The organism is Martinezella multihospitum (genome assembly GCF_900094585.1).
In the GTDB taxonomy this organism is placed as follows: Bacteria; Pseudomonadota; Alphaproteobacteria; order Rhizobiales; family Rhizobiaceae; genus Rhizobium; species Rhizobium multihospitium.
Genome location: NZ_FMAG01000003.1, coordinates 557,957 through 575,277 on the forward strand (window position 1 = coordinate 557,957; position 17,321 = coordinate 575,277).

At 62.2% G+C, this 17,321-nt stretch carries 15 protein-coding genes; 12 read left to right on the top strand and 3 right to left on the bottom strand.

The features are described from left to right. Nucleotides 1–195: 195 nt before the first annotated feature. From GA0061103_RS14300 to GA0061103_RS14315, 4 genes are read left to right on the top strand one after another with little or no spacing between them, the layout of a single operon-like run. Nucleotides 196–1,203 (top strand): ABC transporter permease, encoded by a 1,008-nt coding sequence (locus GA0061103_RS14300; protein WP_092712163.1) that lies wholly within the window; start codon nucleotides 196–198, stop codon nucleotides 1,201–1,203. Further along, nucleotides 1,196–2,089, top strand: coding sequence for an ABC transporter permease (locus tag GA0061103_RS14305; protein ID WP_092712164.1), 894 nt, complete (start codon nucleotides 1,196–1,198; stop codon nucleotides 2,087–2,089). The genes GA0061103_RS14300 and GA0061103_RS14305 overlap by 8 nt, the downstream gene beginning before the upstream one ends. Next, nucleotides 2,086–2,958: an ABC transporter ATP-binding protein gene (locus GA0061103_RS14310; RefSeq protein ID WP_092712167.1), complete on the top strand. Its 873-nt coding sequence runs from the start codon at nucleotides 2,086–2,088 to the stop codon at nucleotides 2,956–2,958. Before GA0061103_RS14305 ends, GA0061103_RS14310 begins: the two co-directional genes overlap by 4 nt. Next, nucleotides 2,955–3,803, top strand: coding sequence for an ATP-binding cassette domain-containing protein (locus tag GA0061103_RS14315; RefSeq protein WP_092712169.1), 849 nt, complete (start codon nucleotides 2,955–2,957; stop codon nucleotides 3,801–3,803). Before GA0061103_RS14310 ends, GA0061103_RS14315 begins: the two co-directional genes overlap by 4 nt. Nucleotides 3,804–3,818: 15 nt before the next feature. On the opposite strand, the gene GA0061103_RS14320 is transcribed toward GA0061103_RS14315, so the two are convergent. Next, the gene (locus GA0061103_RS14320; protein ID WP_092712171.1) at nucleotides 3,819–5,432 is read right to left on the bottom strand and encodes an AMP-binding protein; all 1,614 of its coding nucleotides are present in this window, start codon (nucleotides 5,430–5,432) and stop codon (nucleotides 3,819–3,821) included. A gap of 298 nt (nucleotides 5,433–5,730) precedes the next feature. Between GA0061103_RS14320 and GA0061103_RS14325 the strand changes: the two genes are divergently transcribed. The 8 genes from GA0061103_RS14325 to GA0061103_RS14360 all read left to right on the top strand — a co-directional run bounded on the left by GA0061103_RS14325 (nucleotide 5,731) and on the right by GA0061103_RS14360 (nucleotide 14,967). Then, complete coding sequence (locus GA0061103_RS14325) at nucleotides 5,731–8,049, top strand: bifunctional salicylyl-CoA 5-hydroxylase/oxidoreductase (RefSeq protein WP_092712173.1); 2,319 nt, start codon at nucleotides 5,731–5,733, stop codon at nucleotides 8,047–8,049. Between the two features lie 7 nt (nucleotides 8,050–8,056). Further along, the gene (locus GA0061103_RS14330; protein WP_092712175.1) at nucleotides 8,057–8,836 is read left to right on the top strand and encodes an SDR family NAD(P)-dependent oxidoreductase; all 780 of its coding nucleotides are present in this window, start codon (nucleotides 8,057–8,059) and stop codon (nucleotides 8,834–8,836) included. A 3-nt stretch (nucleotides 8,837–8,839) separates the two neighbouring features. Next, nucleotides 8,840–9,691 carry an enoyl-CoA hydratase family protein gene (locus GA0061103_RS14335; RefSeq protein WP_092712176.1) on the top strand — a complete coding sequence of 284 codons (852 nt, stop codon included), beginning with the start codon at nucleotides 8,840–8,842 and terminating at the stop codon, nucleotides 9,689–9,691. 3 nt (nucleotides 9,692–9,694) lie between these two features. Continuing rightward, entirely contained in the window at nucleotides 9,695–10,876 is a 1,182-nt protein-coding gene (locus GA0061103_RS14340) for an acyl-CoA dehydrogenase family protein (RefSeq protein WP_092712178.1), read from the top strand. Nucleotides 10,877–10,890: 14 nt separating this feature from the next. Further along, nucleotides 10,891–12,072, top strand: a complete 1,182-nt coding sequence (locus tag GA0061103_RS14345) for an acyl-CoA dehydrogenase (RefSeq protein WP_077469569.1) — start codon at nucleotides 10,891–10,893, stop codon at nucleotides 12,070–12,072. Between the two features lie 8 nt (nucleotides 12,073–12,080). Next, the gene (locus GA0061103_RS14350; protein WP_092712180.1) at nucleotides 12,081–12,512 is read left to right on the top strand and encodes an acyl-CoA thioesterase; all 432 of its coding nucleotides are present in this window, start codon (nucleotides 12,081–12,083) and stop codon (nucleotides 12,510–12,512) included. Further along, nucleotides 12,490–12,885: a RidA family protein gene (locus GA0061103_RS14355; protein ID WP_075851502.1), complete on the top strand. Its 396-nt coding sequence runs from the start codon at nucleotides 12,490–12,492 to the stop codon at nucleotides 12,883–12,885. Before GA0061103_RS14350 ends, GA0061103_RS14355 begins: the two co-directional genes overlap by 23 nt. Before the next feature lie 123 nt (nucleotides 12,886–13,008). After that, complete coding sequence (locus tag GA0061103_RS14360) at nucleotides 13,009–14,967, top strand: 3-hydroxyacyl-CoA dehydrogenase NAD-binding domain-containing protein (protein WP_092712182.1); 1,959 nt, start codon at nucleotides 13,009–13,011, stop codon at nucleotides 14,965–14,967. A gap of 18 nt (nucleotides 14,968–14,985) precedes the next feature. Here the strand turns inward: GA0061103_RS14360 and GA0061103_RS14365 are convergent, their stop codons facing one another. Together GA0061103_RS14365 and GA0061103_RS14370 are read right to left on the bottom strand one after the other, a co-directional pair. Further along, nucleotides 14,986–16,197, bottom strand: a complete 1,212-nt coding sequence (locus GA0061103_RS14365; protein ID WP_092712184.1) for an adenylate/guanylate cyclase domain-containing protein — start codon at nucleotides 16,195–16,197, stop codon at nucleotides 14,986–14,988. Nucleotides 16,198–16,351: 154 nt separating this feature from the next. After that, entirely contained in the window at nucleotides 16,352–17,254 is a 903-nt protein-coding gene (locus tag GA0061103_RS14370) for an SDR family oxidoreductase (RefSeq protein ID WP_092712186.1), read from the bottom strand. Nucleotides 17,255–17,321 lie beyond the last annotated feature (67 nt).

The window sequence follows — 17,321 nt, forward strand, 5'->3', positions numbered from 1 at the left end:
CCCTAGCCCTCTCCCCGTTTTAACGGGGAGAGGGGACGACCTTTGTACCCTCGCCTAAGAAGGCGGTGGGAAGGAAGGCAGCGGGTGCGTCTGTCCCCTTCTCCCCGTCAAAACGGGGAGAAGGTGGCCGATAGGCAGGATGAGGGGCCTGTACTCTCATTTGCAGTCAATACATGCCATCGGAACTCATAACGAATGATAGCAGTCTCCATATTGAACCGCCTCGTCATGGCCGCCATTACGCTCTTCGGCGTGGCGGTGATCGTCTTCGTCCTGCTGCGCGTCGTACCCGGAGATCCGATCGCGATGATGATCTCGCCGGGCGCAAGCCCTGCCGACATCGCCGCACTCCGTGCCCATTACGGCCTCGATGCGAGCCTGACCACGCAATTCTGGCTCTGGCTAAAATCGGTTCTGATAGGCGACTTCGGGACATCGATCTCCCTGAAGCGCGATGTACTGTCCTTGCTGGGAGAGCGCCTCCCCGCGACACTGGAGCTCGCCTTTGCCGCGCTGATGCTGGCGGTTCTTCTCGGCGGCGCAGTCGCGATCATCGGTACGCTTGCCCGTCGCACGATCTTCGAGCCCGTGATCGATAGCTTGAACGGCCTTTTCCTGGCGGTTCCGGATTTCGTCTGGGCCTTGGCGCTGGTCCTCGTCCTCGGCGTCCTCTTTCCGCTCTTCCCGCTTTCCGGCCGCATTGATCCGAGCATCGACGCGCAGCTTGCGACCCCCTTCTATCTCATCGAAAGCCTCGTGACGCTTCGCCTTGCGATCTTCGCCGATATCTGCGCGCATATGGTCATGCCGGTCCTGGCGCTTGGCCTGCCGCTCGCCGCCATCATCGCCCGCGTGCTGAAGGCAGCGCTCTCCGAGGCCATGGTGCAGGACTATGTCCTGCTCGCCAAGCTCAAGGGCATGTCCGAGTTGCGGCTCGTGCTGCAGGAGGCGCTGCGCAATGCCGTCGGCCCGACGATCGCGCTGACCGGCGTGCAATTCACCTTCCTGATCGGCGGCACCGTCATCGTCGAGCGCATCTTCGCCTATCCCGGCATCGGCAACATGGCGATCGACGCCGTCATCAACCGCGACCTGCCGCTGATCCAGGGGCTGGTGCTGGTCTTCGGCGCTCTCTTTATTTTGGTCAATCTGGCTGTGGATTTGCTGGTCGCGGCCTTCAATCCGAGGCTCGCCCATGGCTGACGTCACCTCGCCCGCCATACCGCAACCACCATCGAGGCTGGCGAAACGCGTCCGCGCGCTGCTTTCGGAGCCGAAGGTGATCTTCGGCGGCGGCTTCATTCTCATCCTCCTCATCCTTGCGATCTTCGCGCCCTATATCGCGCCGAAGGACCCGCTGGAGCAGGATCTGATGTCCGGTACCCTGCCGCCGGCATGGATCGAGGGCTCCGATCCCGGCTTTCTGCTCGGCACCGACGATCTCGGCCGCGACGTGCTCTCCCGCGTGATCTTCGGCACCCGCATTGCTCTGACGGTCGCCTTCGTCGCAGCCGGGCTCGCGGCCTTCATCGGCACGCTGCTCGGCCTCCTCGCCGGCTGGTACGGCGGCTGGATCGACAAGGTGATCTCCCGCCTCGTCGATATCTGGATGGCCTTCCCGCCGGTGTTGCTGTCGATCCTGCTGGTCGCCGTCTTCGGCTCCGGCGTGCATTCGGTCATATCAGCCATCGTCATCATCGACTGGACCCGCTTCTGTCGCGTCGTGCGCTCGGAAACGCAGGCCCAGGCGCGGATGGATTATGTCACCGCCGCCCACACCATCGGCTTCTCGCGGATGCGAATCCTCTTCAGCGAAATCCTGCCCAATGTGACGCCGGTGCTGATCGCACTCGTCAGCCTCGAGATGGGCATTGCCGTCATCGTCGAAGCCATCCTGTCCTTCGTCGGACTGTCGGTCTCCTCCGACACGCCGACCTGGGGCGGCATGATCGCCGAGGGACGGCAGATGATCTATCAGGGCTGGTGGGTGCTGGTCGTGCCGCTGATCGCGCTCTTCGCGACGGTGCTTGCCTTCAATCAACTCGGTGACGGCCTGCGCCGCGCCCTCGATCCGGTGATGCGCCGATGATATCTCCGCTTCTCTCCATAACAGGCCTCAGCGCCATATCCGACCGCGACGGCGGCGCCCCGATCCTGCGCGATGTTTCTCTGACACTGGAACGCGGCGAGGTGCGCGGGCTCGTCGGCGAAAGCGGCGCCGGAAAATCGACCATCGCCAAGGCGCTGCTCGGCATCCTGCCACGCAGCGTCCGCATCACCGGCGGCTCCATCCTTTTCGAGAACCGCGATCTCCTCAAGCTTTCCGCGAGGGAATTGCGAGATATCATGGGTAGCGAAATCTCGCTCATCCCGCAGGACCCGCAAACCGCGCTCAACCCCGGCCGTCGCATCGAAGCGCAACTGACCGACGGCCTGCGGCTGAAAAGAGGCATGTCCTCAAGCGATGCTCGCCAGCGCGCACTGAAGCTGCTGGAGGAGGTGCAGATCCGCGATCCCGAGCGCGTGTTGCGCGCCTATCCCCATGAATTATCCGGCGGCATGCGCCAGCGCATCCTGATCGCCGCCGCCTTCGCGCTGGAGCCGAAGCTGGTCGTTGCTGACGAGCCGACCACGGCGCTCGACGTCACCGTGCAGAAGCAGATCCTGCGGCTGATCCGCGGCCTGCAGGAGGCGCATGGCACTGCGGTCATCTTCGTCACGCACGATCTCGGCGTCGTCGCCCAGATCTGCGACAGCGTGACCTTGCTTTACGCCGGCAAGGTGATCGAAGACGGGCGCACAAGCGACGTGCTGACGCATCCCCGGCATATCTACACGAAGTCGTTGATATCGGCCGGGCCGCGTTACGACCGGCCGGATGCCGGGCTGACACCGGTTCCGCAAGCGGTCTTCGAACAATTGCGCCGCGAAATCGGCATTCCGGAGGGCGGCCAATGAGCGTTTCCGATACTCTCCTGTCGGCCAGAGGCATCGAGGTCACCTATGGCGCCAAGCAGCATCTTTTCGGACCGCCGGGCTTGGGCATCAAGGTGCTGCACGGCGTCGATATCGATATCAGCCGTGGAGAGACCATCGGCATTGTCGGCGAAAGCGGCTCGGGCAAGACGACTCTCGGCCGCGCCCTGCTGCGGCTGGTCGACGTAACCGCGGGCAGCATCCATTTCGATGGCAGGGACATTACCCACCTGCCGGATGCCGACATGCGGCCATTGCGTCGGCGCATGCAGATGATCTTTCAGGACCCGATGGCCTCGCTCAATCCGCGCCACACGATCCGTCGCATCCTCGTCGAGCCGCTGCTCCTGCATAGGCTTGCTTCGGACCGGAAAGAGGCTGAACGTCACGTCGCTGAAATCCTCGAGCGGGTGACGCTGCCGCAGGCCTGCCTCGACCGCAATCCGCATGAGCTTTCCGGTGGCCAGCGCCAGCGCATCGGCATTGCACGGGCGGCCCTGCTGAAGCCGGATTTCGTGCTGGCCGACGAGATCGTCTCCGGCCTTGATGTGTCGACACAGGCGCAGGTTCTCAATCTTCTAAAGGATCTTTCGCGCGATCTCGGCCTCTCCATGGCTTTCATCAGCCATGATCTCTCGGTCATCCGCGCCGTCTGCGATCGGGTCTACGTCCTGCGCCACGGCCGCGTCGAGGAGGGAGGCGATTGCGAGCGCGTCTTTACCGCACCCACGTCAGCCTACACGCGCATGCTGCTCGATGCGATTCCCTTGCCGGAAATCGATCCGCACTGGCTGACCCGTGAGCCGGAGCAGGAAAACGCTGCCTGATAGGCACCCGGGCGTTCAGTTGCGCAGGCGGAAACGCTGTATCTTGCCCGATTCCGTCTTCGGCAGAGCCTCAACGAAGACGATGGAACGGGGATATTTATAAGGCGCGATGACAGCCTTTACATGCTCCTGCAGCGCCTTGACCAGCAGATCCGATCCGGTAACGCCGGCCACCAGCACCACATGCGCCTGAACGATATGGCCTCTCTCTTCGTCCGGCTTGCCGATCACGGCACATTCAAGCACATCGGCATGCGATAGAAGCGCTGCCTCCACCTCCGGCCCCGCAATATTGTAGCCAGCCGAAAGAATGATGTCGTCGGAACGGGCGGCGAAATGGAAATAGCCCTCCTCGTCCTCGATGAAGCTGTCCCCCGTCAGGTTCCAGCCATCGCGGACATAATCCGCCTGCCTGTGATCGGCGAGGTAGCGGCAGCCGATTGGCCCGCGAACCACCAGCTTGCCGATCGTGCCGCGCGGCAACTCGTTCATCTCGTCATCGACGACGCGCGCTTGATAACCGCTCAGCGGTTTGCCGGTGCAGTTCGGCTTGGCATCGGAAAGACGATTGGAAATGAAGATATGCAGCAGCTCGGTCGAACCGATGCCATCGAGGATCGGCTTGCCGGTCTTGCGCGTCCACTCCTCGAAGATCGGTCCCGGTAGCGTCTCGCCGGCGGAAACAGCAATGCGCAGCGAGGAAAGATCCGCCCCCTCCTCCATCGCCGCCAGCATGGCGCGATAGGCTGTTGGTGCGGTGAAGCTGATCGTCGCGCCATACTCCTGGATGATCTCGACCATGTTTTTCGGCGAGGCGTTTTCGAGCAGGGCCGTCGACGCCCCGAAGCGCAAGGGGAAGACCACGAGGCCGCCAAGCCCGAAGGTGAAGGCGATCGGTGGCGAGCCGATGAAGACGTCGTCGGACGTCACTTGCAGCACTTCCTTGGCATAGGCATCGGCGATAATCAGGATATCGCGATGGAAATGCATGGTGGCCTTCGGCACGCCCGTCGAGCCCGAGGTGAAGCCGAGCAGCGCCACATCGTCTCTACCGGTTTTCACCGACTCGAAGCGAACGGGCTTGTTGAGCGCGATACGATCGAGCTCGGCATCGTGATTGGCGGTGCCGTCGAAGCCGATCACCTGCTTGAGGAAGCGGCTGTCCTTGGCCGCCGCGACAAGCTCCTCCAATAGCCGCGTATCGCAAAGCGCCAGCGAGATTTCCGCCTTGTCGATGACCTTGGAAAGCTCGCCCGCCCGCAGCATCGGCATGGTGTTGACGGCAACGGCGCCAACCTTGGTCACGGCCAGCCAGCAGGCGATCATGGCGGGGTTGTTACCGGAGCGGATGAGGATGCGATTGCCGGGCTTGACGCTGAAATTCTCGACAAGCGCATGAGCGATGCGATTGGTCCAGTCCGCCAGCTCCTTATAGGTGCGGCGGCGGCCATTGCCGATGAGCGCCACGTTGTCGCCAAAGCCTTTTTCCACCATGCGGTCGCTGAGCTCGAAACCGGCATTCAGCCATTCAGGATAGTCGAAACCGTCCATCAACAGCTCGGGCCATTCGTCGAAAGGCGGCAGATTGTCTCGCGTGAATGTATCGGTATGACCGGTCGGTCCCAGCATTGCCTTGCTCCCACATTCTTCTCGCTCAAATCGCCACCATCGCCGTTTCCCCTGCAGCACATGTGGCTTTGCAAAAAAGATCGCACCGAAGAACGAAATGTTCAAGCAAGAAATTTTAAGCCTAAAATATTTTTGACTTCTCTTTGATTTAAAAAGATTATCTCCGGATTCAGTGCTATCGCAATCGCTAATGGATCGCACATTCGAGCAGGAAAAGTCTTGACGAACGACGCCGACAAGATATTTTAAGTTCAAATGATTTTGAGGTCGGCTTCGGCCTGAAGAGGAGGGAAAGGCGATGCGCATCGTCTGTATCGGCGGCGGCCCCGCAGGGCTCTACTTCGCGCTTCTGATGAAGAAGCTCCATCCCGAACATTCGATCCGTGTCGTCGAGCGCAACCGTCCCTATGATACCTTCGGCTGGGGCGTCGTCTTCTCCGACGCGACCATGGTTTCCATGCGCGAGTGGGACCCGGAAAGTGCCGCCGAAATCGAGGATGCCTTCAATCACTGGGACGATATCGAAGTCCTGTTCAAGGGCACGCGCCAGCGCACCTCGGGCCATGGCTTCGTCGGCATCGGTCGCAAGAAGCTGCTGAATATCTTGCAGAAGCGCTGCGAGGCGCTGGACGTCGAGCTGATCTTCGAGACGGACGTCAATTCCGATCTCGATTATCCGGACGCCGATCTCATCATCGGTTCGGACGGCCTCAACTCCAAGATCCGCAATCATTATCCGGAAGTCTTCCAGCCGGATATGATCACCCGGCCGAACCGCTACATCTGGCTCGGCACGAACAAGCTTTTCGACGCCTTCACCTTCGATTTCCGCCGCACCGATCACGGCTGGTTCCAGTCGCATATCTACAAGTTCGACGACAAGACCTCGACCTTCATCGTCGAAACCACCGAGGAAGCCTATCTGGGCCACGGCCTCGACAAGATCGATCAGGACGGCTCCATCGCCTTCTGCGAAAACCTCTTCTCCGAAGTGCTCGACGGCGCCTCGTTGATGACCAATGCCCGCCACATCCGCGGCTCGGCCTGGCTGAACTTCAACCGCCTGATCTGCGGCAAATGGAGCCACTTCAACGGCAACTCACATGTCGTGCTGATGGGCGACGCCGCTCACACCGCCCATTTCGCCATCGGCTCGGGCACCAAGCTCGCGATCGATGACGCCATCGAGCTGACCCGGCAGTTCCAGATCCACGGGCACGAGAAGGACAGGATACCGGCCGTTCTCGAAACCTACGAGGAAATCCGCCGCGTCGACGTCGCCCGCATCCAGAATGCCGCCCGCAATGCGATGGAATGGTTTGAGGTCGTCGGACGCCGCTATGCCGATACGCTCGAAGCGCCGCAATTCATGTATTCGATGCTGACCCGCTCGCAGCGCATCAGCCACGAAAATCTGCGGCTGCGCGACAAGACCTGGCTTGAAGGCTATGAGCGCTGGTTCGCCGGTAAATCAGGCCTTGAGGTCGCCAACGACCGCTGCCTGCCACCGATGTTCACGCCCTATCGGCTGCGCGATGTCCAGCTCGTCAATCGCATCGTCATGTCGCCGATGGCGATGTACTCGGCTGAAGACGGCGTGATGAACGATTTTCATATCGTCCATCTCGGCTCACGCGCACTTGGCGGCGCAGGTCTGATCTTTGCCGAAATGACCTGCGTCACGCCCGATGCGCGCATCACCCCCGGCTGCCTCGGCCTCTGGAACGAGAAGCAGGTGACGCAATGGAAGCGCCTCGTCGATTTCGTTCACATGAACAGCGCCGCCAAGGTCGGCATCCAGATCGGCCATGCCGGCCGCAAGGGCGCGACGAAGCTCGCGTGGGAAGGCATCGACCAGCCTCTGGCCGAAGGCGACTGGCCGCTGATCTCGGCGTCATCAGTTCCCTACCTCAAGAACAGCCAGGTGCCGAAGGCCATGGACCGCGCCGATATGGACCGCGTCAAGGCCGACTTCATCCGCTCGACCGAACTGGCGATTGAGACCGGCGCCGATTGGCTGGAACTGCATTGCGCCCATGGCTATCTGCTATCGAGTTTCCTGTCGCCGCTCACCAATCTGCGCGACGACGAATATGGCGGCAGCCACGAAAACCGCGCCCGCTATCCCCTTGAGATCTTCAAGGCGATGCGCGCGATCTGGCCGGCAGACAAGCCGATCTCGATCCGCCTCTCCTGCCATGACTGGACCGATCGCGGCAACACGCCAGAGGATGCTGCGATCTTCGCGCGCATGTTCAAGGAGGCCGGCGCCGACTTGATCGACTGCTCCTCTGGCCAGGTGTCGAAGCAAGAAAAGCCGGTTTATGGCCGCCTGTTCCAGACGCCCTTCTCCGACAAGATCCGCAACGAGATCGGCATCCCGACGATTGCCGTCGGCGCGATCTCGGAAGCTGATCACGCCAATTCGATCATCGCCGCCGGCCGTGCCGATCTCTGCGCCGTTGCCCGTCCGCATCTGGCCGACCCAGCCTGGGCGTTGCATGAAGCTGCCAAGATCGGGCTCACTTCCATTCCCTGGCCGAAGCAATATCTTTCCGGCAAGACTCAGTATGAAACCAACCTCGCCCGAGCGGCCACATCAGCCCCGGCGAAATGAGGATCGAATGACGACTTCGGGCAAACTCGCTGGCCGTCACGCCCTCGTCACCGGAGCCGGCAGCGGCATCGGTGCGGCGATCGCAAGGGCGCTCGCCGCCGAGGGCGCGCGCGTCAGTCTCGCCGGTCGCCGCCGGGAGCCGCTGGAAGCGATTGCCGCCGAAATCGGCGCTCAGGCATTCGTGGTTGACGGCTTCGATGTCACCAGCACAGACGCCGTGGCCCAAGGCATCGCCAAGGCACGCGACGAGTTCGGCCCGGTCGATATCCTCGTCAACAATGCCGGAGAAGCACCGAGCGCCTCCTTCGAGAACACGACGCTGGAGGCCTGGAACCATGTCCTCTCGGTCGACCTAACCGGTGTCTTCGTAGTGACGCAGGCTGCCCTTTCAGATCTTAAGGCTCGCGGCTCCGGCGCGCGCATCATCAACATCGCCTCGACGGCCGGCCTGAAGGGCTATGGCTACGTCTCGGCCTACGTCGCCGCCAAGCATGGCGTCGTCGGCCTCACCCGCTCGCTAGCGCTGGAACTGGCAAAAACCGGCATCACCGTCAACGCCGTCTGCCCCGGCTTCACCGACACGCCTATCATCCAGCGCTCGATCGAGACGATCGTCGCCAAGACCGGGCGCACGGCCGAGCAGGCACTCAGCGAGTTCACGAAATCCAATCCGCAGGGGCGGCTCGTGACGCCTGAAGAAGTCGCCGATACCGTGATATGGCTGGCCTCGCCGGCCGCAGCATCGATCAATGGACAGGCAATTGCGGTTGCCGGTGGGGAGATTTGAGGAATGAGCGATCGGGACATGACGATGAAGGGACACCTGAAGCCCTTCAAGGATTATAAGCCTGAGCACTTCCTCTGGGATGTCAGCGAAGACGGCCGTGTTGCCACCATCCGTCTGAACCGACCGGAACGTAAGAATCCGCTGACCTTCGACAGCTATGCCGAGCTACGTGACCTCTTCCGCGATCTCGCCTATGCCTCCGATATCCGCGCCATCGTGCTGACCGGCGCCGGCGGCAACTTCTCGTCCGGCGGCGATGTCTTCGAGATCATCGAGCCGCTGACGCGCATGGCGATGCCCGAGCTACTGGCCTTCACGCGCATGACCGGCGATCTCGTCAAAGCGATGCGCAAATGCCCGCAGCCGATCATCACGGCGGTCGACGGCATCTGCGCCGGCGCCGGCGCCATCCTTGCCATGGCCTCCGATCTTCGGCTCGCAACGCCTGAGGCCAAGACGGCCTTCCTCTTTACACGCGTCGGCCTTGCCGGTGCCGATATGGGCGCTTGCGGTATCCTGCCCCGCATCATCGGCCAAGGCCGCGCCGCCGAGCTTCTCTTTACCGGCCGTTCGATGACGGCAACGGAAGGACAGGCCTGGGGCTTCTATAATGGCCTGCATGCCAGCGCCGATCTGGAGCAGGAAGCGGTCAAGCTCGCTCGCTCGCTTGCCGACGGTCCCTGGTTCGCCCACGGCATGACCAAGACCATGTTGAACCAGGAATGGGCGATGGGCATTGAGGAAATGATCGAATCCGAAGCGCAGGCGCAGGCGATCTGCATGGCGACGCAGGATTTCCGCCGCGCCTTCGAAGCCTTCGCGGCCAAGCGTCGGCCGGAATTTGAGGGGGATTGAGGGATGTCCACGGCAAGCAGCCTCCCCGGCCCGACACGCGATCATCTGGATTGGCCCTTCTTTGAGGAGCGTCATCACCGTTTCACCGCCGAGGTCGATGCCTTCGCAAAGTCCGGCGTCATGGCTTCGATCGATCATGCCGACGTCGATGGCGCTTGCCGAAAGCTGGTCAAGGCACTTGGCAACGCCGGGCTTCTGACCGCCGCGACGGGCTCCTCCGACAGCGAACCGCTGATCGATTCCCGCATGGTCTGCCTCGCCCGCGAAACGCTGGCCTGGCATGACGGCCTTGCCGACTTCGCCTTTGCCATGCAGGGGCTCGGCACCGGCGCCATCGGCCTCTCCGGCTCGCCCGAATTGCGTTGGGGCGTCCTGCCCAAGGTACGCTCCGGCGAATGGCTTGCCGCCTTCGCACTGTCGGAAAAGGATGCCGGCTCCGACGTCGCCGCGATGAGCTGCGCTGCCCGCCTCGACGGCGATCATTACGTTCTCGACGGCGAGAAGACCTGGATTTCCAATGGCGGCATCGCCGACGTCTACACCGTTTTCGCGCGCACCGGCGAAGCGCCGGGAACCCGCGGCATCTCGGCCTTCGTCGTCTTTGCAGACGACCCCGGCTTCTCGATTGCCGAACGCATCGAGGTGATCGCGCCGCACCCGCTGGCGACGATCCGTTTCGACAATTGCCGCATTCCCGTATCGCGTCGTCTCGGCGCACCCGGCGAAGGCTTCAAGATCGCCATGCGCACGCTCGATATCTTCCGCGCCTCGGTTGCCGCTGCCGGCCTCGGCTTTGCCCGCCGTGCACTCGATGAATCGCTTGCTCATGCGCGGTCACGTCCGATGTTCGGCGCTGCCCTTGCCGACCTTCAGTTGACGCAGGCCGCCCTCGGCGATATGGCGACCGGCATCGACGCGGCGGCATTGCTCACCTACCGGGCAGCCTGGCGTCGCGACGTGCAGCGCTTGCCGACAACGCGCGAGGCGGCCATGGCCAAGATGACGGCGACGGAAACCGCGCAGAGCGTCATCGACCGCGCCGTCCAGCTCTTTGGCGGGCGGGGCGTGAAATCGGGCGAGATAACGGAAAAACTCTATCGGGAGATCCGCGCGCTTCGCATCTATGAAGGTGCGACGGAAGTTCAGAAACTCATCGTTGCGCGCGAACTTCTGAAGACCAATTAATGGGAGACACGAGCATGAGCCGCGAGATTTTCGACTGGGCCGATCCGTTCCGGCTTACCGAGCAGCTGAGCGACGATGAACGCATGGTGCTGGATACCGCGCATTCCTATGCGCAGGAGAAGCTCAGCCCGCGCGTGCTCGAAGCCTTCCGCAACGAAAAGACAGATCCGACGATCTTCCGTGAAATGGGCGAACTCGGCCTGCTTGGCCCGACGATCGCGCCGGAATATGGCGGCGCCGGCCTTGGCTATGTCGCCTACGGCCTGATCGCCCGTGAAGTCGAACGCGTCGACAGCGGCTATCGCTCGATGATGAGCGTGCAGTCCTCGCTTGTCATGGTGCCAATCGATACTTTCGGCTCAGAAGCACAGAAGCAGAAATATCTGCCGAAGCTTGCGACCGGCGAGTGGATCGGCTGCTTCGGCCTCACCGAACCGAACCATGGCTCCGACCCCGGCTCGATGGCATCGCGGGCAAAGAAGGTCGATGGCGGCTACAGCCTGACCGGTACCAAGACCTGGATCTCCAATGCGCCGATCGCCGACGTCTTCGTCGTCTGGGCAAAGACCGAGGATGGCCTCATCCGTGGCTTCATCCTTGAAAAGGGCTGGAAGGGACTGTCTGCGCCGGCGATCCACGGCAAGGTGGGCCTCCGGGCCTCGATCACAGGCGAAGTGGTCATGGAGAATGTCTTCGTGCCTGAGGAAAACCTGCTGCCGAACGTTTCCGGATTGAAAGGCCCGTTCACCTGCCTCAACTCGGCGCGCTTCGGCATTGCCTGGGGCGCGCTCGGCGCGGCTGAGGATTGCTATGCCAAGGCGCGCCAATATGTGCTCGATCGCAAGCAGTTCGACCGTCCTCTTGCCGCCAACCAATTGATCCAGAAGAAGCTCGCCGACATGGTGACCGAGATCACGCTCGGCCTGCAGGGTTGCCTGCGTCTCGGCCGCATGAAGGAAGACGGCCATCCGCCGGTGGAACTGACCTCGATCGTCAAGCGCAACAGCTGCGGCAAAGCGCTGGATATCGCCCGCGCCGCCCGCGACATGCTCGGCGGTAACGGCATCTCGGATGAATTCGGCATCGCCCGCCACCTCGTCAACCTCGAAGTGGTCAACACTTACGAAGGAACCCACGACATCCACGCTCTCATTCTCGGCCGCGCCATCACCGGCATCGCCGCCTTTTCGAACTGAGGACGGCCGTGGCGTTTAGAACCACCAGACCGCTGCGCTTCGGAGATTGCGATCCCTCGGGGATCGCCTATTTCCCGTCGTATCTGAACATCCTCGTCGGGGTGCTGGAGGACTATTTCGCCTCGCTCGGCTTTTCCTGGCGAAAGCTGATCGACGACCGCCGCATCGGTGTCCCCACCGTGCGGCTCGATCTGACCTTCGTGAAGCCGGGCCTGCAGGGCGACGATCTCGAATTCCTGCTTGCGGTCCGCGGCGTCGGCCGTTCCTCGCTCGATCTGGAACATCAGATCTCCGCGAATGGCCATGTGCTTTGGACCGCCAAACACCGCGTCGTCGCCACCTCGCTCGATACGCATAAATCCCTTGAATGGCCGGAGGATATCCGCGCCGCGCTGACCTCTCATCTGGAGACGACCGATGCACACCATCCTGCAACCTGAAGGCTGGGCCAAGCCGATCGGCTATGCCAATGGCGTAGCGGCGACGGGGCGCACGGTGTTCGTCGGCGGTCAGATCGGCTGGAATGCCGCCTGCGAATTCGAAAGCGACGATTTCGTCGAACAGGTGCGCCAGACGCTGAAGAATGTCGTCGCCATCCTTGCCGAGGGCGGCGCCGAGCCGAAGCACATCACCTCGATGACCTGGTATTTCACCGACAAACAGGAATATCTCGGCAATCTGAAGGGTCTCGGCCAAGCCTATCGCGAGATCATCGGCCGGCATTTCCCGGCCATGGCCGCCGTGCAGGTCGTCGCCCTCGTCGAAGATCGCGCCAAGATCGAGATCCAGGCAACCGCCGTCATCCCGGAATAATGCAAGAGCATTTCCAGGAAAAGTGCGCAGCGGTTTTTCGTCCGGAATGCGTAAAAACAAAGAGATAGAGCGCTTTCGCGATTCGAATAAAAGCGAAAATGCTCCAGACAGGTGGATCAGCTCATGTCGGCACTGCGCTTTTCGGACACCATCTCGGCGACGCTGGCCGATGGCATCCTCGTCGTCACCATCGACAACGCGCCCGTCAATGCGCTCTCCGCCGATGTGAGAGGCGGCCTGATGGCTGCGTTCGCGCATGCCGAGAAGAGTGAGGATGTCACCGGCGTCGTGCTGACGGGCGCGGGCAACAGCTTCATCGGCGGCGCCGACATCAAGGAATTCGGCAAGCCGCCGGTCGAGCCGCTGCTGCCTGATGTCATTGCCCGCATCGAAACTTTTGCCAAACCCGTTGCCGCCGCGATCAACGGTGTGGCGCTCGGCGGCGGCCTGGAAGTGGCGCTCGCATGCCATCGCCGCGTTGCAGCACCCGCCGCAAAACTCGGCCTTCCCGAAGTCAAGCTCGGTATCGTGCCGGGTGCTGGCGGCACGCAGCGCCTGCCGCGCCTGACCGGCATCGCCGCCGGCATCGACATGATCGCCAATGCGCGCATCATATCGTCGGCTGAAGCGCTGAAGCTCGGCATTGTCGACGGTATTGCCAAGGGCGAACTTATCGCTCAGGCCATTGCCGACGCCATCGCCGTACCGACGCGCCGCACGGGATCGCTGACTGTTCCTCCGGAAACTTCCGATGCCATCGACAAGGCGGCCTCGGACGCATTGCGCAAGGCGCGCGGTCAGCGCGCACCGGCCGAGGCCGTCCGTCTCGTACGCCTGGCGGCAACCGCCTCGCTTTCGGAAGGACTTGCCGAAGAACGCCGCACCTTCCTGGCGCTTCGCGACAGCGAGGAGGCCGCAGCCTTGCGCCATGTGTTCTTCGCGGAACGGGCCGCCGGCAAGGTCGAAGGGCTGGAGGGAGTTGCTGAACGCAAGATCGAAACCGTCGGCATCGTCGGCACCGGCCTTATGGGATCGGGCATTGCCGTTTCGGCGCTCAACGGCGGCTTTCGCGTTATCGGCATCGAGCAGACCATCGAGGCGGCGGACAAGGGCCGCGAGCGCATCACCGGCCTGCTCGACAAATCGGTGCAATCCGGCCGTCTCGACGCGGCTGGCCGCGAGGACCGCGTTAGTCGGCTGACTGTGACGGCAGAGATTCAAGAGCTCGCAAAGGCCGATATCGTCATCGAAGCCGTCTTCGATGATCTCACGGTCAAGACGGAACTCTTCCAGCGCCTGGATGGCATCGTCCGCATCGACGCGATCCTTGCGACCAATACAAGCTATCTCGATCCTGATGCCATTGCCGCGGCCACAAAACTGCCTGAGCGCATCATCGGCCTGCACTTCTTCTCACCCGCCAATATCATGCGGCTGCTGGAAGTGGTGAACTGCAAGCAGACGGCACCCGATGTGCTGGCAACCGCCCTTGCGCTGGCAAAGCGGCTCGGCAAGCTGCCGATCGTCTCCGGCGTCACCGAAGGCTTCATCGGCAACCGCATCTTCTCCGCCTATCGCCGCGAAGCCGAATACATGCTCGAGGACGGCGCCTCGCCGCAGGAGATCGATGCAGCCCTGGAAGCCTACGGCTTTCCGATGGGTCCTTTCGCCGTCTTCGACATGGCGGGTCTGGAAATCGCCTGGGCGCGCCGCAAGCGGCAGGCGGCAACCCGTAATCCGGCTGAGCGCTACGTCGTCATCCCGGACCGGCTCTGCGAAGCCGGCCGCTTCGGCCAGAAGACCGGCCTCGGCTGGTATGCCTATCCCGATGGCAAGCGCACCGTCGATCCGGCGGTGACGGACATCATCGAAACCGCTCGCGCCGAAAAGAACATCACGCCGAAGCATTTCCCGGCAGGCGAGATCGTCTCTCGCCTGCTGAAGGCCATGACCAGCGAAGGCGAAGCACTGCTTTCGGAAGGCGTCGCCGCCCGCGCAAGCGATATCGATCTCGTCATGATCAACGGCTATGGCTTTCCCGCCAGCAAGGGTGGCCCGATGTTTGCCGCCGGTCGCCGCTGAACGCGGTTGCTTAGACGGTCAGGCGGCCGAAGAGAGCAGCGTGAACAGTTCCTGCGGCCGCTTGACGCCACGCAGCGCGTAACGCCCGACGGAAACGAGATCGTTACTCTGCTGGCCCGACAGTGCCTCGATAAAATTCGACGACATCAGAATGTTGCGATCGGCCGACCGGCACATCGAGGCGATGCGGCTGACCTCGTTGACGGCCGGGCCTATGACGGTGAAGTCCAGCCGGTCCATGCTGCCGATATTGCCATAGAAGACATCGCCGATATGCAGGCCGAGGTAGACGTCGGTGACGGGCCTGCCCTCGATCTGCCGCTGAGAATTGAGATCGCGCAGCCGTTGGCGCAGCAGCGATTCCGCCATCAGCGCGGCGGTGCAGGCATCGGCCGAATTCCGAGCCTTGAAGATCGCCAGCGTGCCGTCGCCGATCAGCTTCAGCACGTTGCCGCCTGCCTCATGGATCGAGGAGATGACCGCATCGGCATAGGCATTCAGCATCGGAATGATTTCATCCGGCTCGGCGGTATCCGAGATGCGGGTGTAGTTGGCGAGATCGGAAAACCAGAGGGCCGCCGAAATCCGCTCCGTCTTGCCTCGGGTGATCTTGCCTTCGAGGACGTGCCGCGCAGCATCCTCACCGAGATAGACCTCGGCAATGGTGCGGGCGATGCGGCTCATGCCGGTGCATTTGATTGCGAGGGCCAGCGCCGGCGTCAGCTTGCGCAACACGCGCAGATCCTCTTCCGGGAAGCCCACATCGGCTGCGGTCGCGAAATTGGAATAAAAGCAGTCCATCTCGCCGATCGTGCCGCCCTCTTCGAAGCGATGCACCATGGCGATGTAGTCGGTGTGGCCATCCTCTTTCAGCTTGTCGAGGCCGAAGAAATCGGTCGGCTCGCCGAAGCCGATGCGCCGGCGCACCTCGTCTCCGCCCGTCGTCAGCATGTGATAGAAGGCAGAACGCAGCCAGTTCTCGGAGGCAATCCCCTGATGCGACGGGCCATATTCGAACTCGCGTTCGATCACCTGATTGCCATCCCAGCGGAAGGCGCGACCTTCATAAACCGGGTGCAGCGTGTCCATCAGCGCCATAGCCCGATCGAGATTGAGGCCATGCTGACGGCATTGCTCGCAGAAGCCGGAGAGGATATCGACTTCCGCCATACCCTTAAGGCCGGCCTGCATGAGCCAGCTGGCAATTTCGCCAATGTCCTTCGCGTCCATGGATATCTCCGACCCTCTGAAGGATTCGCTTTAGTACGAAAATCTAAGGCTTGGAATGCCGTACAACGCAAAATAGCCCTGATGCACGCAACAGATCGCCGCTTCTGTGGCACAGAAGCGGCGATTTGACACGTTCGAAGGATGATTGTTGGCATCAGGCCTTTGCGTGCGGCTTCAGCAGATCTTCCAGACCGATACGCCGGAAGAGCTCTGCGCGGACCCGGTGGGCAACGCCATTGACGATCTCAGCACCATCCTCTGAAGGATCTATATGGGTACGGAACGGCCGCGAACCAAACGGCATATCAACGATATCGACGATCGCGACAGCAACGGAGGCCGCATCGGCGTTCGCCGGCTCCAGCGCGGCAAGCCCCTTCAGTGCCTGATCCGGAACGCCGGCATAGGGGCCATTGTCATATTCAGCGGCTCGGGCCTTGTCGGCCGGCGAACCGGAATGGGCAAAGTGGTTGGTGCCCTTGGTGAAGGCGCCGGGCACGATGATAGCGGTCTCGATGCCCCAGCGGGTCAATTCGGACGCATAGGAAACGGCAAGCGAGTCCATGGCGGCCTTGGCAGCGAAGTAAGGCGAGAGATAGGGCGGCGTGCCGCCGCGTGTGCTGGACGAGGAGACCCAAACCACCAGCCCCTTCCTTTCCTTGCGCATGTAAGGCAGCACGGCACGATTGACGCGCTGGGTGCTGAGCACGTTGATGTCGTAAAGCTCGGCGAACTGCTCCGGCGTGAAGGCCTCTGCCGGGCCGAAGGACATATGGCCGGCATTGTGTATGATGGTGTCGATACGGCCCTGCTCGGCGATGACGGCGGCAATGCCGGCTTCGACGGAGGCGTCCGAGGCGACATCGAGTTCAACGGTCCTCAGATCGACGTCGTTCTCTGCGGCAAATGCCGCTGCGGCTGCCACCTGCGCGGCATTGCGCCCCTGGGTTTCGCGGATGCCGGCATAGACCGTGTGGCCTGCCTTTGCGAGAGCGCGCGCCGTCAGAGCGCCGAAGCCGCTCGATGCGCCGGTGATGACGATGATTTGCTTGCTCATGATCCTGTTCCTTTGCTGAATTGGCTGTTGTTGACGATTGATTGAGAGGCGGAGGCCGGCGGCAGGC

Coding starts and splice junctions, on each gene's coding strand:
- GA0061103_RS14325 (WP_092712173.1), top strand. CDS start 5,731: ATGCGCATCGTCTGTATCGGCGGCGGCCCCGCAGGGCTCTACTTCGCG.
- GA0061103_RS14365 (WP_092712184.1), bottom strand. CDS start 16,197: ATGGACGCGAAGGACATTGGCGAAATTGCCAGCTGGCTCATGCAGGCC.
- GA0061103_RS14320 (WP_092712171.1), bottom strand. CDS start 5,432: ATGCTGGGACCGACCGGTCATACCGATACATTCACGCGAGACAATCTG.
- GA0061103_RS14345 (WP_077469569.1), top strand. CDS start 10,891: ATGAGCCGCGAGATTTTCGACTGGGCCGATCCGTTCCGGCTTACCGAG.
- GA0061103_RS14330 (WP_092712175.1), top strand. CDS start 8,057: ATGACGACTTCGGGCAAACTCGCTGGCCGTCACGCCCTCGTCACCGGA.
- GA0061103_RS14335 (WP_092712176.1), top strand. CDS start 8,840: ATGAGCGATCGGGACATGACGATGAAGGGACACCTGAAGCCCTTCAAG.
- GA0061103_RS14305 (WP_092712164.1), top strand. CDS start 1,196: ATGGCTGACGTCACCTCGCCCGCCATACCGCAACCACCATCGAGGCTG.
- GA0061103_RS14370 (WP_092712186.1), bottom strand. CDS start 17,254: ATGAGCAAGCAAATCATCGTCATCACCGGCGCATCGAGCGGCTTCGGC.
- GA0061103_RS14315 (WP_092712169.1), top strand. CDS start 2,955: ATGAGCGTTTCCGATACTCTCCTGTCGGCCAGAGGCATCGAGGTCACC.
- GA0061103_RS14360 (WP_092712182.1), top strand. CDS start 13,009: ATGTCGGCACTGCGCTTTTCGGACACCATCTCGGCGACGCTGGCCGAT.
- GA0061103_RS14310 (WP_092712167.1), top strand. CDS start 2,086: ATGATATCTCCGCTTCTCTCCATAACAGGCCTCAGCGCCATATCCGAC.
- GA0061103_RS14340 (WP_092712178.1), top strand. CDS start 9,695: ATGTCCACGGCAAGCAGCCTCCCCGGCCCGACACGCGATCATCTGGAT.
- GA0061103_RS14300 (WP_092712163.1), top strand. CDS start 196: ATGATAGCAGTCTCCATATTGAACCGCCTCGTCATGGCCGCCATTACG.
- GA0061103_RS14355 (WP_075851502.1), top strand. CDS start 12,490: ATGCACACCATCCTGCAACCTGAAGGCTGGGCCAAGCCGATCGGCTAT.